Raw genomic sequence first — 15,238 nt, 5'->3', positions numbered from 1 at the left:
CTAATATTATTAACACTAACAATACCTAATAGATTATGGAAAATATCAAAAAAACTCCTATTGTAAGTAAGGAATTACTAGTCCCTTTTATTGTTATTACGACTCTTTTTGCTTTATGGGGTTTTGCAAATGATGTTACAAATCCAATGGTTACTGCTTTCAAAAAAGTAATGCCGGAACTAAGCTGGTTTCAAGCCTATCTGGTTCAGTTTGCATTTTATTTTGGATATGGATGTATGGCATTACCTGCAGCCTTATTTATTAGGTGGAAAAGTTATAAATCTGGAATAATCTTAGGATTACTATTATATGCATTTGGAGCATTTATGTTTTTTCCTGCTTCCAGTTTAGAGAGTTATGGTTTCTTTCTGTTGTCACTTTATATTATCACTTGTGGTTTAGCTTTATTAGAAACTACGTCCAACCCTTTGATTCTATCTTTGGGTGCAAAAGAGACTGCCACACAACGATTAAACCTGGCTCAATCATTTAATCCAATTGGATCTTTATCAGGTATGATGATTGCTCAATTTGTTGTACTAGGGCAAATACAATCCGCTAAATATAATGAAGAATCTTATGCTGCTCTTGATCAAGCAGCAAAAGCATCCATAAAGACTGAAGATCTAAGTATCATAAGTTATCCTTATTTAGGTATTGGTGTAGTTGTTTTGATTATTTTAGGGTTAGTTTTAGTGACAAAAATCCCAACTGTACAAGAACAAGTATCATTAACTTTTAAAGAATCTATCAAAAAAATATTTGCTAAAAAAGCTTTTTTTCCAGGTGTTATTGCCCAAATGTTTTATGTAGGTGCCCAAATCATGTGCTGGACAGCTATATACCAATATGTTCAGTATATCAATGAAACAGGAGCTGCTGGCAGAGAATTAAATGCTACTTATTGGAACATGATTGCTATGGGGATATTTCTCGGAGGTCGTTTTCTTGGAACTGCACTCTTAAGTAAGCTCAAAGCTCCCAGACTACTTTCATTATTTGCGCTATTAGCTATTATTTGCTGTACCGGTGCAATCTTAATGCCAGGTATGCCGGGACTGATATCATTAGTATGTATTTCTGTTTTTATGTCTATTATGTTCCCAACAATCTATGGTATTGCACTAAAAGATATGGGTGATGAGGCAAAAGTAGGTTCTGCCTTTTTGGTAATGGCAATTGTAGGAGGAGCTATTTTTCCTCCAATACAAGGGTTGATTATTGATATAGGAGGAGACCAGTTAGCAGACACCTTAATCCTTGGAATTCCAGAAGTAAAATTCTCATTTATTATGCCTTTAATATGTGTCGCTGTAGTGGGGCTTTACGGTTTATATGTTTCTAAAATTCAAAAAAACAGTTAAAAAATGAATACCAAAAGATATTGTCTATCCTGTGATCTAAAAAACGATCCAAAACTGATAGAAACATATAAAAAATACCATGCCGCTGGTAATGAGTGGCCCGAAATCACTAAGAGTATTAAAGATGCGGGAATTGTAGATATGCAAATTTATCTTACCGGAAATCGACTCTTTATGATCATGGAAGTGGATGACACCTTTGATCCGGTAAAAAAAGCCGCTATGGATGCTGAGAATCCAAAGGTTAAAGAATGGGAAACTTTAATGGATACATTCCAACAAAGATTACCTTGGGCAGAAAACGATGAAAAATGGGTGCCGATGGAACAAATATTCAAATTATAATAGTATTCCCTGTTTAAAATCAAGATTTCAACCTAACCAAAAGCAAAGCACATGAATCTAATTAAATCTCCAATAATTTCAATATTATTCTGGTTATTACCATTATTTACTGTATGTATTTCTTGCTCAAAAAACATAGAAAAGTTACCACCTGTAGAGGATCAAAACTTCAATAAAAAGTGGCTTTTTAGTAAAGGAGTAATTGAAGGAGGCGAAACTATCGGTCTAGATGATTCTAAGTGGCGTAGTCTAAATTTACCACATGATTGGGCGATCGAAGGACCTTTTGATAATAAATACAATGCCAGAACTGGTGGGCTTCCTGTTCATGGCACAGGATGGTATAGAAAACATTTTACTATAGACAAGAAACATCAAAATCAACAAATTTCTATAGAATTTGATGGCGCTATGAACAATGCCAAAGTCTGGCTTAATGGTAATTATATTGGCGAAAGACCTTATGGATATATCGGTTTTGAATTTGATTTAACCCCTCATATCAAATTTGGAGAAGATAATGTCATCGCTGTTCAATTATCCCCAGAAGATCTTGCAGCAAGATGGTATACAGGAGCAGGAATCTATCGCAATGTCAGGCTAAAAATTAACAATTCAGTTCATATTTCTCAATGGGGAACCTATATCACTACGCCAGAAATAACAGATCAAAAAGCAATTGTTAGTATAAAAACCAAGGTAAAAAACGTAGGTACACCTTCTAATGTAATACTAGAGACTATTATAAAAGATGCTAACGGAAATGTAGTAGATTCTACTTCTTCTACTGTAGCGTTAACACATGGATCAGAAAAATCTGTTGCACAAACTATAGAAATATCAAACCCTAAATTGTGGGATATTCATACTCCGTATCTCTACACAACAGAAAGCAATCTAAAAATAGATAAAAATCTAATCGACTCCTATAAAAGTACTTTTGGAGTACGTTCTATTCGTTTTGATGCAAATAAAGGATTCTTTCTAAATGACACCCCTGTAGAACTTAACGGGGTTTGTATGCATCATGATCAGGGAGCCTTAGGAGCTGCCATAAGCTATCGAGCAAAAGAAAGACAGATGCAAATTATGAAAAGTATGGGAGTAAATGCATTGAGAACAAGTCATAATCCTCCTTCACCAGAGCTATTAGAAGTTTGTGATCGTCTTGGGATTGTTGTCATTGTAGAAGCTTTTGATGAGTGGAAAAAAGGGAAAGTCCCTAACGGATATAATAAATACTTTGACAAATGGCATGAGAAAGATTTACGAGATATGATCAAAAGAGATCGTAATCATCCTTCGGTTATTATGTGGAGTATTGGAAATGAAATTTTGGAACAGGCAGAAAAAGATGGTTGGATACTTACAAAGCGACTTAATGATATTTGTCACAATGAGGATAATACCAGGCCAACAACTATTGGATTTAATTATTACCCGGCTCCTTTTGTTAATAAACTAGCATATCAGGTGGATGTCGTAGGGATTAACTATCACCCAGCTAATTATGCAGAAATTAAAGAGCAAAATCCCGAGATGATTATTTATGGATCTGAAACCTCATCACAAACCAGTAGCCGTGGAGAATATCAATTTCCTATACAAGCATTACACCAAAAAGAAACCGGACATGTATCCAGTTATGATGTAAATACCGGACCTGTATGGGCATATCCTCCTGATGTAGAATTCGATTTTCAGAAACAAAATCCTTTTTCATTGGGAGAGTTTATCTGGACAGGATTTGATTATCTTGGTGAACCCACTCCATATGGAGGAAGAGATAACTCTACGGATGGGTATTGGAATGATGACTGGCCTTCAAAATCATCTTATTTTGCTCCAGTAGATCTTTGCGGTTTTCCTAAAGATCGATATTACTTATACCAAAGTCAGTGGACATCTGAACCTATGGTTCACGTATTACCACATTGGAACTGGGAAGGCAAAGAAGGAGATAATATCCCCATATACTCTTACACCAATTGCGATGAGGTTGAGTTAATTGTAAATGGAAAATCCTTTGGTAAAAAAATAAAAGGAGTAGACACAACAAAACTCCCTGCAGAATTTCATGGATTCAAAAAAGGAATGTATACTTCTAAATACAGACTTTCCTGGAATGTACCCTACCAACCTGGAAGTATTAAAGTTATTGGATATAAAAATGGTGCCGCAGTTGTCGAAAAAGAAATTAAAACTGCCAGTGCTCCTGCTAGAATAAAATTAATTGCTGACAGAACAGAAATCAATGCCGATGGAGAAGACCTTTCCTTCATTACCATAAGGATAGAGGATAAATCCGGAAATCTATGTCCCAGAGCAAATAATAAAATACAATTCGAAATATCAGGCGCAGGAGTTCTAGCTGCCGTAGGAAATGGTGATCAAACTTCTTTAGAATCTTTTCAGGCTAATTCTAGAAAAGCATTTAACGGACTGTGCCAATTGATTGTTAGATCTCAAGAAAAACCCGGCAAGATTACTATAAAAGCTACAGCAGATGGTTTGACTACTGAAACGATTGTACTCCTGTCAAAATAGAGAATACAAAACAATATTAATTGCAAATAATAAAACAAATAGTTATGATCAGATATAATGAAAAATTAATAATGATTTGTTTCTTATTTGCAGTTTCATGCTGTTTTTCTAAGGAATATAACGTATTGGATTTTGGTGCCATCGGTAATGGAATCCATAAAGACACTCAAGCAGTACAGAAGGCAATAGATACTGCTACAAAAAATGGCGGAGGTACTGTATTAATACCTGCTGGCAAAAAAGTACTTGTTGGCACTATTTTTTTAAAAGACTTTGTTACACTGCATATAGAAAATGGAGCAATCTTATTAGGAAGTCCTTATATCAAAGATTATTCTGATAATACACATAAGAATATGTATAAAAACGAACCTCATATGGATCGTTGTCTGATCTTTGCTGATGGAGTTAAATCAATAAGTATTGAAGGATATGGAACTATTGATGGAAATGGTCACCCTAAGAATTTTAATAAAGAAACAGGTCGCCCCATGCTCATTCGGTTCATGAATAGTACGGATATACATATAAGAGATGTACAGATTATTAACCCTGCTGCCTGGACTTCTGCATTTTTATATTGTAACGAAATTGTTGTGGATGGAATCAAGATTCATAGTAGGGTTAATCATAACGGAGATGGTCTCGATTTTGATGGATGTTCTAATGTGCGTGTATCAAATAGTTCTTTTAATACCAGTGATGATTCTATTTGTTTACAGGCTTCTCAACCTGATATTCCGTGCAAAAATGTAGTGATTACCAATTGTACTTTCCAAAGTAAATGGGCAGGTATGCGGATTGGGCTTCTCTCCAGAGGGAATTTTGAATCTGTAACCGTGAGTAATTGTACCTTTAGTGATATTGATGATACCGGCTTAAAAATACAGATGAATGAAGGTGGTAAAATGAAAAACATGGTGTTCTCTAATCTGATTATGAAGAATGTTCCCCGACCTATTTTTATGACTTTTGCGCAACAGAAAGCTTGCGTAGATGCACCAGAAGAAATGTATCCTATGAAATCTATGCGAGACTTTATATTCAGTAATATGGTAATAGATAATCGTGATCTGAATAAAGACGCTGCTATTTTTATAACCGGAATAACGGATCATTATATAGAAAATATAACACTTTCAAATATTAGAATGACTGTTTCTGGAGAAGGAACTGTAGAAGATGCCAAAAAAACAGTTCTTAAAGAATATACACTTGACGTCTTAAAAAATTGGTGGCCAGAGTTTCATCTGATAGGCACTTTGCCTTCTTATGGAATCTATGCAAGACATATTAAAGGATTGTATCTTGATAATATACACTTAACCACTATAAAAAAAGATGCAAGGCTACCCATTATTTTTGATGATGTCATAGACGGAGAAGTTTCTAATGCATATGCCAATAGAAAACCAATTGCTAACAGCTCAGTTAAAAGGAATAATTAATGAATTTTAGAACTATTATTTTTATTTGGGGAATTCTCATATCGGTTATTTCCTGTACTAACGTGATAAAAGACGGACAATTTGACATTCGTGATTATGGAGCTGTTGGGGATAGTATACAAATTAATACCCGTTCGATCCAACTGGCAATTGATGCCTGCCATAAAAAAGGAGGAGGAACTGTAGTTATCAAAGAAGGTATATATATCAGTGGTACTGTTTTATTAAAAGATAATGTAACTATACATATTAATGAGAATGCCAGCTTGATAGGGAGTTCTAATCCTAACGATTATCAGAGTATTGATACGTTTGTAGATGCTACGGGGCAAGAACGTGGTAACTGCCTAATAGGTGCGGTAAATGCTTCAAATATTAAAATTATTGGAAAAGGGACTATTGATGGAAATGGAACCGCATTTTTACATAAAAATATCGTTGTCAAGAAAAAAGAACTGGGTATTGATGACACTGACAAAAAATTTGGCATCAATCGCCCATTTTTATTACGATTTGTAAAATCGTCTACTATAACAATCAGAGATATAAAATTACGTCAACCAGCGGCCTGGACCTGTCATTTCTATCAGTCTCATGATATTATGGTGGATAATATCTCTATCTATAGTCACGCACATCATAACAATGATGGTATTGATCTGGATTCTAGTTTTAATGCAACCATCAAAAACTGTTCAATTGATACGGGAGATGATGCTATTTGTTTTAAAACCACCAGTCCATTACCAACCCATACAATTAAAGTAACTAATTGTACGCTAAAAAGTGAATGGGGGGCTTTAAAATTTGGCACTGAATCGATGGGCGATTTTTATAATATTCAAATTAGAGATTGCCAGATCAGAGATACACGTGGCGGTGGCATAAAAATGTTGAGTGTTGATGGTGCTAATATTCATGATATTGATATTGATGGCATTAAAATGGATTCTGTAGACATGCCTGTTTTTATTCGTCTTGGTGAACGACTCAGAACATATAGAAATGCCTCCAGGCAAAAAGTAGGTTCTATACACAATGTAACAATTAAAAATATAACTGGCTCTACAAGAAACCTGAAAACATCAAGGATATCGCCTCCTTCAGGAATTTTTATAACCGGAACACCTAATCATAAAATAGGAACTATAAAACTTCAAAATATAGATATCACACTCCCTGGAGGTGGTATCTCTTCAGGAATCAAAGAGGTTAGTGAACAAGTTGATAAATATCCTGAATATAGTTTTTTTGAGGTATTACCTGGGTACGGAATCTTTGGAAGACATCTGGAGTATCTGGAGATGTCTAACATACATTTTAAAACTGACACCAACGACCAACGACCACCCATTTTTTTAAATGATGTAAAAAAAAGTATCAAAGATGGCATTGAAAGCACACAAGATCAGCAAAAAGTTAAAATCATTTCTAATAAGAATGGTGCTATTATTAGTTTCGATGAACTCAATAAAAGCACAAAAACACATCTCTGAAAGTAATAAAAAACCAAATGTTTTAATTATATACACAGACGACCATAGATATACAGGAGTTCATGCACTCGGTGGTCAACAGGTTGAAACTCCCCATATGGATAGCCTTGTAAATGATGGAATCTCTTTTACCAATACATATTTAATGGGATCTTTTTCGGGAGCCACCTGTGTACCTAGTAGGGCCATGTTGCTCTCTGGCAGAAATGTTTTTCAGTTAAAGGGTCAGGGACATGTAATCCCAAAAGAACATAAAACGATCGGTGAGACTTTTAAAAAAGCTGGGTATTACACTCATATTGTTGGAAAATGGCATCAGGATAATGCATCTTTAATCCGTTCTTTTGATTCTGGAGATAAGATTATGGGTCGTGGAGTTTATTTAACAGACCATTTTAGAATGCCATTATGGGATTGGGATAAAAAAGGAGCGTTTAAAAAAGAAGATGCTTATTTACTTACCTATGACGAAAAAGGTAAGATTACTCGAAGATCACTGAACAAAGACGATAAAAAAGGACCTACTGGAACAGAGCAGAATGGTCCTCATACCTCTGAAATTTTTGCAGAAAGTGCTTCTCTATTTATAAAAGAATACCGCAAGAAAAAACCATTCTTACTATACCTTGCATTTCATGCTCCGCACGACCCGAGACAAGCTCCCGAAAAATATCGTGCCAAGTATACCCCAAAAACTATGACGCTTCCACCATCTTATATGTCTCAACATCCCTTTGATAATGGACATATGGTATTGAGGGACGAAGAATTAGCACCCTGGCCCAGAACTAAAGAAATTGCGAAACAGCATCTGGCAGATTACTATGCTATTATTACACATCTGGATACTCAGATAGGTAAGGTAATCTCTGCTCTTAAAGAAAGTGGAAATTATGAGAATACACTTATTGTTTTTGCGGGAGACAGTGGACTCGCAGTGGGAAATCACGGATTAATCGGAAAACAAAATATATATGATGAAGATGGAGTTCATGTGCCTTTTGTTATGGCGGGAGGTGTCATAAAAGACAAAGGACTTAAAATAAACTCGTATACTTATATTCATGATATTTTTCCTACTATATGTGACATTACCCAAATCAATAAACCCAAAACAATTACAGGAAAAAGCTTACTACCTAGTATACAAAACAAACAAACGCAGCATCGTGAATACACATATCACGCCTATAAACAGTTTCAGCGGGCATACCGAAAAGGAGATTATAAGTTAATCGAATATGTAAGGGCTAAAAATTTTAACAAAAACAAAGGAGAATTCATAACAGGGTCCAGAGTTACTCAACTTTTTAATTTTAAAAAAGACCCCTGGGAAACAATTGATTTATCTTTTCAACCACAATATAAAGCGATATTAGAAACTATGAAGAATGAAATGAAAAGTAAGGCTTTAGAATTAGGTGATAAAAAAGAGAATATCTCTGGAGAAAAATACGATTTTTGGGAGTATTATTAATACAAACTCCGCACTCGCTATACTGATCATTTCTTCATTCAACAAGGGTTTTACGACCATAGCCATTTATTTTGAAAACACTACTTCTAATGAAAAACAGATCTGTAAAATGGTTCAAAATATTTCATTTCATACAATATACTAATGACATTACGTTCATTATATAAATGCAAACGTCAACCAATTAAAAAAATATTATTATGAATCAAAAATGGGGACTCTTCAGCTTCTTTTGTATGCTAAGTTTACTTAGTTTTTCGCAATCACTAGAGCAAGAAGCTCGATCAAAAATTGATGAACTTACCATATTAATCAATACCGCAGAATCAGAAGGTATTGATACTACTCAGGAAAAAATGGGAATACGTGTGGCAGAAATCTTTCTGGTTTGTGCAACCTGGGATGAAAATAATAAAGCCATAAACGAAGCTGAGTTTGCTGCTCACAATTCGATTCCCGTTGGAGTACCAAAACCTACTCCTGCAGAATTAGCAGAAAGAATACCTGAATATGAAAGAGAAGAAATTATAAAAGTTTTAGATCAGAATATTAGGAAACTGACCCAGCTGATCAACAAAGAGGAAACCAGAAAACCAACACCTGAGATACAATGGGATCAATTAGAAATTAACGGTACAAGAATTACCCAGAATGGTACTCCTGTATTTGTTAATGATTGGAATTTCAAAAACAATTCGTTGGATTCCTTTAGTCTGACTGAGTATTTTGGTGATCTTGGAGGTGATTTCTTTGATCTGAGGATGTTAAGAAAATCATCAGACGGAACTCTTGTAACGAACCCTAATTTGGTAAACTGGTTAACTAATAATCTTAAAACAGGGAATTTTGGATCTCCTTTTTTAGGACAATCTCTCATCCCAGATTTTATACTAACAGATTACCCTGATATTCAGGAAGGTCGCTCAGAATTCACTGCTTTTGATATTGATCATCCACAGGCAAAAGTAATGCATGAAGTATTATTCAAAGATCTGGTTCCTATTTATAAAGGTAAAAACATAAGTAAGTTAGGATATATGCTTACTAATGAACCTCACTGGAATACTGTTGGAACCTGGGATATCGTAGATATTACTCCTTATACCAAAGCAAAATTTGTTGATTGGTTAAGAGTAAAACACACTTCATTAGCTACTATGAATGCTCTTTGGAACTCCTCATTTAATTCTTTTGAAGCTGCCGCAAATTCTATAGTTACACCAATACCTGCTGATCTTCGAGGAAACCCTAAATGGTATGATTTTATGCGATTTAACCAAAACCGTGTTACAAATTGGTTTACATTTTTACACGATGAGATCAAAAAATATGATGAAGAAGCAAAAACACATATAAAATTGATTCCTGGACAGTGGTCTGGCAATGCGCGCGATAACGGACTTGATTTTGAGTCATTAACAAGTCTTACTGAGATTATCGGTAATGATGCATCTATGAAAAATTCTTTGCTTTGGGGTACTTTACCATGGCAGGATTTCTATACGATGGAATGGCTGGGAGCTACTATGTCCTATGATTTTATGCATTCTGTGAATCCTACTGCCATAAATTATAATTCTGAAGCACATTTTCTTACAAATGTGAGGTTCACCGATTCTTTTCTGGAACCTTCATATGCCAGAGCCTCTCATTGGCTGGCAACTATTCATGGATTAGATGCTACTACCAATTGGGTATGGCTTCGTGACACAGATGGTTCTATTACCAAACCTAATTTTGTACACGCAGGTACCGTTGCACAGCAACCCAGTATTTTTAATGAAATTCAAGCCACCATTATGGATCTTAATTCTTATGGTGAGGAAATTTCACTATTACAAGAGCTTGAAAACCCAATAAGGATTTTCTACTCTGAGACTTCAGCTATTAATAAAGACAATCATATGTCGCAGATTAGTAATCTATATGAATCTATCTATTTTGAAGGATATCGATTGGGGTTTGCTACCGAAAATATTATCAAAAACCAAAACAATAGAGATTGGGAGTTTATTGTCATAAGCAATACTGAATATGTTACCATTGATGAATTAAATACCTTACAACAATATCTTAATGATGGAGGAACTATACTTCTGGATCCGCTAAGTCTTAAAAAAGATGAATATGGTCGTAATCATACAACTACATTAACTCCCGCTGAAGGAACAATTATAAATGTAAGTGCTAATGGAATTAAAGATCGTACAATAACTTTGGTAAAAGAAAGAGGTCACAATCTTGTTGTAGAAGTTACAGAAACCAATACCGCAGTTGCTGATTTTAAAGGTGTAGCCCATAGATCAATCAAAACAACTGAGAGTAAAAACATTCTTTCTTTAGTGAATTTAGGTCTAACTGATGCTACTATCAACTTATCACTACAAGGTGATGATACTGATATCGAAATTATAGACTTATTAAAAGGAACAACGCTGACCAATAATTTTGTAATTGCTTCAGAACAGGTTTTGTTATTAGAAGTTAAGAAAAATACTTTATCCACAGATGAGCACACAGATACTTCTAGTTTTCCTATCAAAATATACCCCAACCCTTTTAATGATAAAATTGTGGTTCATACAAATTCAGAAAAAGATGTTGGATTTAAGATCTATAGCCTTCAGGGGGCGCAATTGACACAAGGAATTTTATCAGGTAATAATCAAAAAATTTCACTTGATTATTTATCAAATGGTGTTTATTTTTTAGAAATACTAGAAGAACAAAGAAACTTAAAAAAAATCCTTAAAATTATCAAGAAATAATTTCCTTAAAGCAGGTCTTATTTTTTACGTAATAAAAAAAGAAAAAGGGTTCTAAAAATGAATCCTTTTTTCTTTTTTAATACTTGTTGTCATACGATTTACGAATAAAAATTTCGCATCTAATGACATTCTTTTTCTACTATATTTTCTTCATAAAATGAAACAATAGCTATGGCTATTCTTTAATTTGATTCATCAATCTAGCGAAAAATCCTTGCCATTATTTTTACGAAATTCTCACCCGTAAATTGTATCATATAAATCTACTGGAATAAAATGCTCTTTTTATCTTAGTTTCAGAATAAAAATATCCCCTGCTATGCGGAATGTTTCTTCTTACCTTTTTAAAAATAGGGTGTACTTAAACTCTCTAGCACCCTTTAATTGATATCGTATGATATAAGACCCTTTACTTAAATCAGAAATATCTGCGCTACTACTATTTTCATATGACTTAATTACTTTCCCTTTAGTGTCATGAATAACAACCGAATTTATGGTAGCGTTAGACCTTGTTTTAAAATTAATTAAATCTGTTGCCGGATTTGGATACAAAATAAGTTCATCACTAAATACAGTTTGTACATCATCAATAGGAAATACTTGGTCATCCATAAGTGCCTGAAGGCTTTTGAATGTGTTTAGTCTACCTCCGGTCACTGTAATACCGTCTAGGCTAGTATTAGGGTCTGTATTTTCAAGAATATAGCTTTTTACTTTTCTTGCAGCTTCCTCTGGGTCTTGTATCGCCAGATTAGCAAAATCAACACTTGGAGCTGCATATAATAAAGCTATGGTTCCTGCGACATGTGGAGTTGCTCCAGATGTTCCGCCAAAGGTTGCATAACTATTTCCTGATGCGGTAGTATAAACTCCTTCTCCTGGAGCGCCCAAATCTATGGTTTCTGCTCCATAGCCAGCTTCACTTAATTTAATATCGTCTTGCGCTATATTTGTTACAGAAATAAGAAATTCACTCGGACAAGAAGTAGGCAGGTCTCCTACAACATCTACATTTTCCTCTTCATTGATAGTCGCACCAGCATTCAGGATTCCATGTTTCCCCAGTGTATCGTATAATTCGCACCACAATGGAGCATCCTCTGGTTTTCCGAAATCAACACCAAAAGATGCATTAGTACACACCACAAAAGCACCTTTGGCTCCATTAGTTTCATTATACAACTTTCTATTGTCTAAAATATACGTGTATGCTTTTATCGCACCCTCTACATTCCCTACATCCACATTTCCTATTTCTACAACCATTATTTTTACATCCCAATTCACTCCAGAAACACCAATACTATTATTTCCTTTGGCACCAACAATTCCAGATACTGATGTCCCGTGTCCTCCATCTTTTATATCATCATTATCTGTAATAGTACTCCATCCTTTTACATCATCAATATAACCATTCCCATCATCGTCTATATTGTTTCCTGGTATTTCCTGACTATTCGTCCAGAGATTATCAACCAAATCTGGATGATCAAACTGCATACCATCATCAATAACAGCTACAACAATTTCACGACCATCAGCAGTGGTTCCTCCGGTAGTAATATCCCAAGCTTCATCCGCATCTATATCTTTATCATTTGACTGAAAATATTGCCATTGTCGACGATACCCCACATCATTAGGCGTTGTAGATCGTTTTTTGAGAATATGATTTGCTTGTACTATTACAGCTTTTTTGTTCTTATAAACTCGTTGAATCATTTGATCAATATCCATTTTATTTTGATCGAAACTGAATTTCCAGATGTTCAAACTTTTTGAAACAAGAATAGATTTATGTATTGGTAAATGTAATTTTTTAGAATCCTCAAGTAATGATTTTCCGGTGTAATTCCCTTCTAGCTTAACCAGGATTTCTCCAGGAATATGTTTTGGTTGTTGCGCCTGTATCCACGTATTCAATAATACAATTGCGATTAGAATAATTATTTTTTTCATGATTCCAAGTCTTACAATTAAGGTTTTAATAGATTAAATGATCAAGAACAGTTTCTACAAAAAAGCACGCTCTTCGCAAATTGTACATCGTCATATTTGTCTTAATACCATAAACACATGAAATTGATAAAACCCTACTTTTTTTTATTTTTTTGATAAATTATAAAAAAAAGGATACTATTCTGGATATCAAAATACGCATAGAAGTAATAGTCCCTTAAACCCATGTTCTTGAAACATCTTCTCTATGATAACTCTCAGAAAAACTGATAAAACAATGTTGCTATCTGCAATGACATATAGTATATAGAAATCTATATAATTCATACAAAGAATTACAAAAAGTAACTTAAATACAGATTCAACCATACATTAGCACCTTTAATCAACATAACTATTTTCAAATCAAAAATTAAAAAACAAATACAATTATTTTTAAGAAATTATCTCCTGTAAAAAACAAAAAAACTTTTGTAATATTTATGATAACTCCCTGTAAACAGGGCAAATAACAATCACTGAATTCAGGGAATTTATAACTTTATTTTATGAATAGATTTGACTAAAATTAAACCGGTTTTCTTTAAAAAAAATAATATTAAACTTTTTAAAACCTTAAAAAATGAAACATTTATTTTTATGTATTGCAGTACTTGTATCAGTAGTATCATGTACTAAAGACGATACAGTTATCGAGAACCAGGGAATCGAAAGTCAGGAAAGAGAAATTTCTTTTATTTTTAAAAACCAAGCGTTTAAAACAACGGTAGACAAAAACGGAGCACTTAATCGGTCATCGCTCAGCGATGAAGTTGAAGGGTTACTAGAACAAGGAAACACTTTGGAGCTAGGTGATCCCGACAAAATCTATTTATTTGAAAACAAAGAAGATCTTGAAGAGTATATTCAGCAATATAATGTAGAAGTAAAAAACAGTACGCCTGAGCGTAAATTAGCTTCTCTGGATGTTCTTTCCTTACTGTATGATCATCCAACTGCACAAGGTGGTGCACTTATTGGTAGAAATGCATTCTACTACCCTTTTATAAAACAAGCTCCACATCGATTTGATGATCGCATATCTTCTGCAAAAGTTGAAAATTATTCAAATCGTAATTATGTTTTAAAGGCTTATGAGCACCCAAATAAAGCAGGCAGAGTACATACCATAATTGCTATACGTAATCAAATTACAAATTTTGCCAATTTCGCACCAGTAGGATTGGACGATAGAATCTCTTCTGTAGAAGGCTATTTTCTTGATTAATTAAAAAACTAACAGATTCCTCAAGGCTTAGGTCTTGAGGAATTCTATACAGCTTTTGAAGACGTTCAATAACGTCCTCGATATTTTGGCCAGGAGGTTAGACCATTTCTGATTCCCAAAAAAGATAAAAAACCATCTAAAATATTATTTAGATGGTTTTTTAAAACTTTTCAACGCTCTTTCTTAGAATTAAGGATCATTGTTACTGAAGTTTAGCACCTAGTATTTATCGGTTTTCAAGGAGGTTAAAAAGAGGGAAAAGTAGCATGAAAACCTTGGTAAACCCTTGATTTTATTGTATTTTTAAGTTATAAGACAAACAAATACAAAATATGCTACCTAACAAAGATATCGCTAAAATTGAAGAAATAAAAGGGATTTTTGATCGCAAATGGATCAATTCTGAATATCTCTCCAGCCACTTAGAGATTTTAAGAGTATGTTTAAAAACCCTTCTGCCTGCTGGTCATTACTTTGACAACCTTGACTTTACTTCAAATAAGCAACATATCTCGATATGTCGTCGATTTGAAGTGTCGTCAGAATACCAAACTACTGACA

General features: G+C 34.1%; 10 protein-coding genes. 9 read left to right on the top strand and 1 reads right to left on the bottom strand.

Going from position 1 to position 15,238, the window contains the following annotated elements:
- Positions 1–35: 35 nt before the first annotated feature.
- The 7 genes from fucP to F0000_RS14845 all read left to right on the top strand — a co-directional run bounded on the left by fucP (position 36) and on the right by F0000_RS14845 (position 11,445).
- Positions 36–1,364, top strand: a complete 1,329-nt coding sequence (gene fucP / locus F0000_RS14875; RefSeq protein WP_149625518.1) for an L-fucose:H+ symporter permease — start codon at positions 36–38, stop codon at positions 1,362–1,364.
- A gap of 3 nt (positions 1,365–1,367) precedes the next feature.
- The gene (locus tag F0000_RS14870) at positions 1,368–1,709 is read left to right on the top strand and encodes an L-rhamnose mutarotase (protein ID WP_149625517.1); all 342 of its coding nucleotides are present in this window, start codon (positions 1,368–1,370) and stop codon (positions 1,707–1,709) included.
- 51 nt (positions 1,710–1,760) lie between these two features.
- On the top strand, positions 1,761–4,256 hold the full coding sequence (galB, locus tag F0000_RS14865) for a beta-galactosidase GalB (RefSeq protein WP_149625516.1): 2,496 nt from the start codon (positions 1,761–1,763) through the stop codon (positions 4,254–4,256).
- A gap of 44 nt (positions 4,257–4,300) precedes the next feature.
- The gene (locus F0000_RS14860) at positions 4,301–5,704 is read left to right on the top strand and encodes a glycoside hydrolase family 28 protein (RefSeq protein WP_188112132.1); all 1,404 of its coding nucleotides are present in this window, start codon (positions 4,301–4,303) and stop codon (positions 5,702–5,704) included.
- Positions 5,704–7,200, top strand: coding sequence for a glycoside hydrolase family 28 protein (locus F0000_RS14855; protein WP_149625515.1), 1,497 nt, complete (start codon positions 5,704–5,706; stop codon positions 7,198–7,200). The genes F0000_RS14860 and F0000_RS14855 overlap by 1 nt, the downstream gene beginning before the upstream one ends.
- A complete protein-coding gene (locus F0000_RS14850; RefSeq protein WP_149625514.1) occupies positions 7,145–8,677 on the top strand; it encodes a sulfatase-like hydrolase/transferase in 1,533 nt (510 codons plus the stop codon). Before F0000_RS14855 ends, F0000_RS14850 begins: the two co-directional genes overlap by 56 nt.
- A gap of 200 nt (positions 8,678–8,877) precedes the next feature.
- Entirely contained in the window at positions 8,878–11,445 is a 2,568-nt protein-coding gene (locus F0000_RS14845; protein ID WP_255452759.1) for a T9SS type A sorting domain-containing protein, read from the top strand.
- Positions 11,446–11,781: 336 nt separating this feature from the next.
- Here the strand turns inward: F0000_RS14845 and F0000_RS14840 are convergent, their stop codons facing one another.
- Positions 11,782–13,410 (bottom strand): S8 family peptidase, encoded by a 1,629-nt coding sequence (locus tag F0000_RS14840; RefSeq protein WP_149625513.1) that lies wholly within the window; start codon positions 13,408–13,410, stop codon positions 11,782–11,784.
- Positions 13,411–14,032: 622 nt separating this feature from the next.
- Between F0000_RS14840 and F0000_RS14835 the strand changes: the two genes are divergently transcribed.
- Both F0000_RS14835 and F0000_RS28135 read left to right on the top strand, forming a co-directional pair.
- Complete coding sequence (locus F0000_RS14835; protein WP_149625512.1) at positions 14,033–14,677, top strand: hypothetical protein; 645 nt, start codon at positions 14,033–14,035, stop codon at positions 14,675–14,677.
- A 332-nt stretch (positions 14,678–15,009) separates the two neighbouring features.
- A partial coding sequence (locus F0000_RS28135; protein WP_223148907.1) for a hypothetical protein occupies positions 15,010–15,238 on the top strand: 229 nt, incomplete at its 3' end.

It is taken from the genome of Aquimarina sp. RZ0 (assembly GCF_008370685.1).
GTDB lineage: Bacteria > Bacteroidota > Bacteroidia > Flavobacteriales > Flavobacteriaceae > Aquimarina.
The sequence above is the reverse complement of the archived record's forward strand: the minus strand, read 5'-3'. Positions and strand labels throughout refer to the sequence as shown.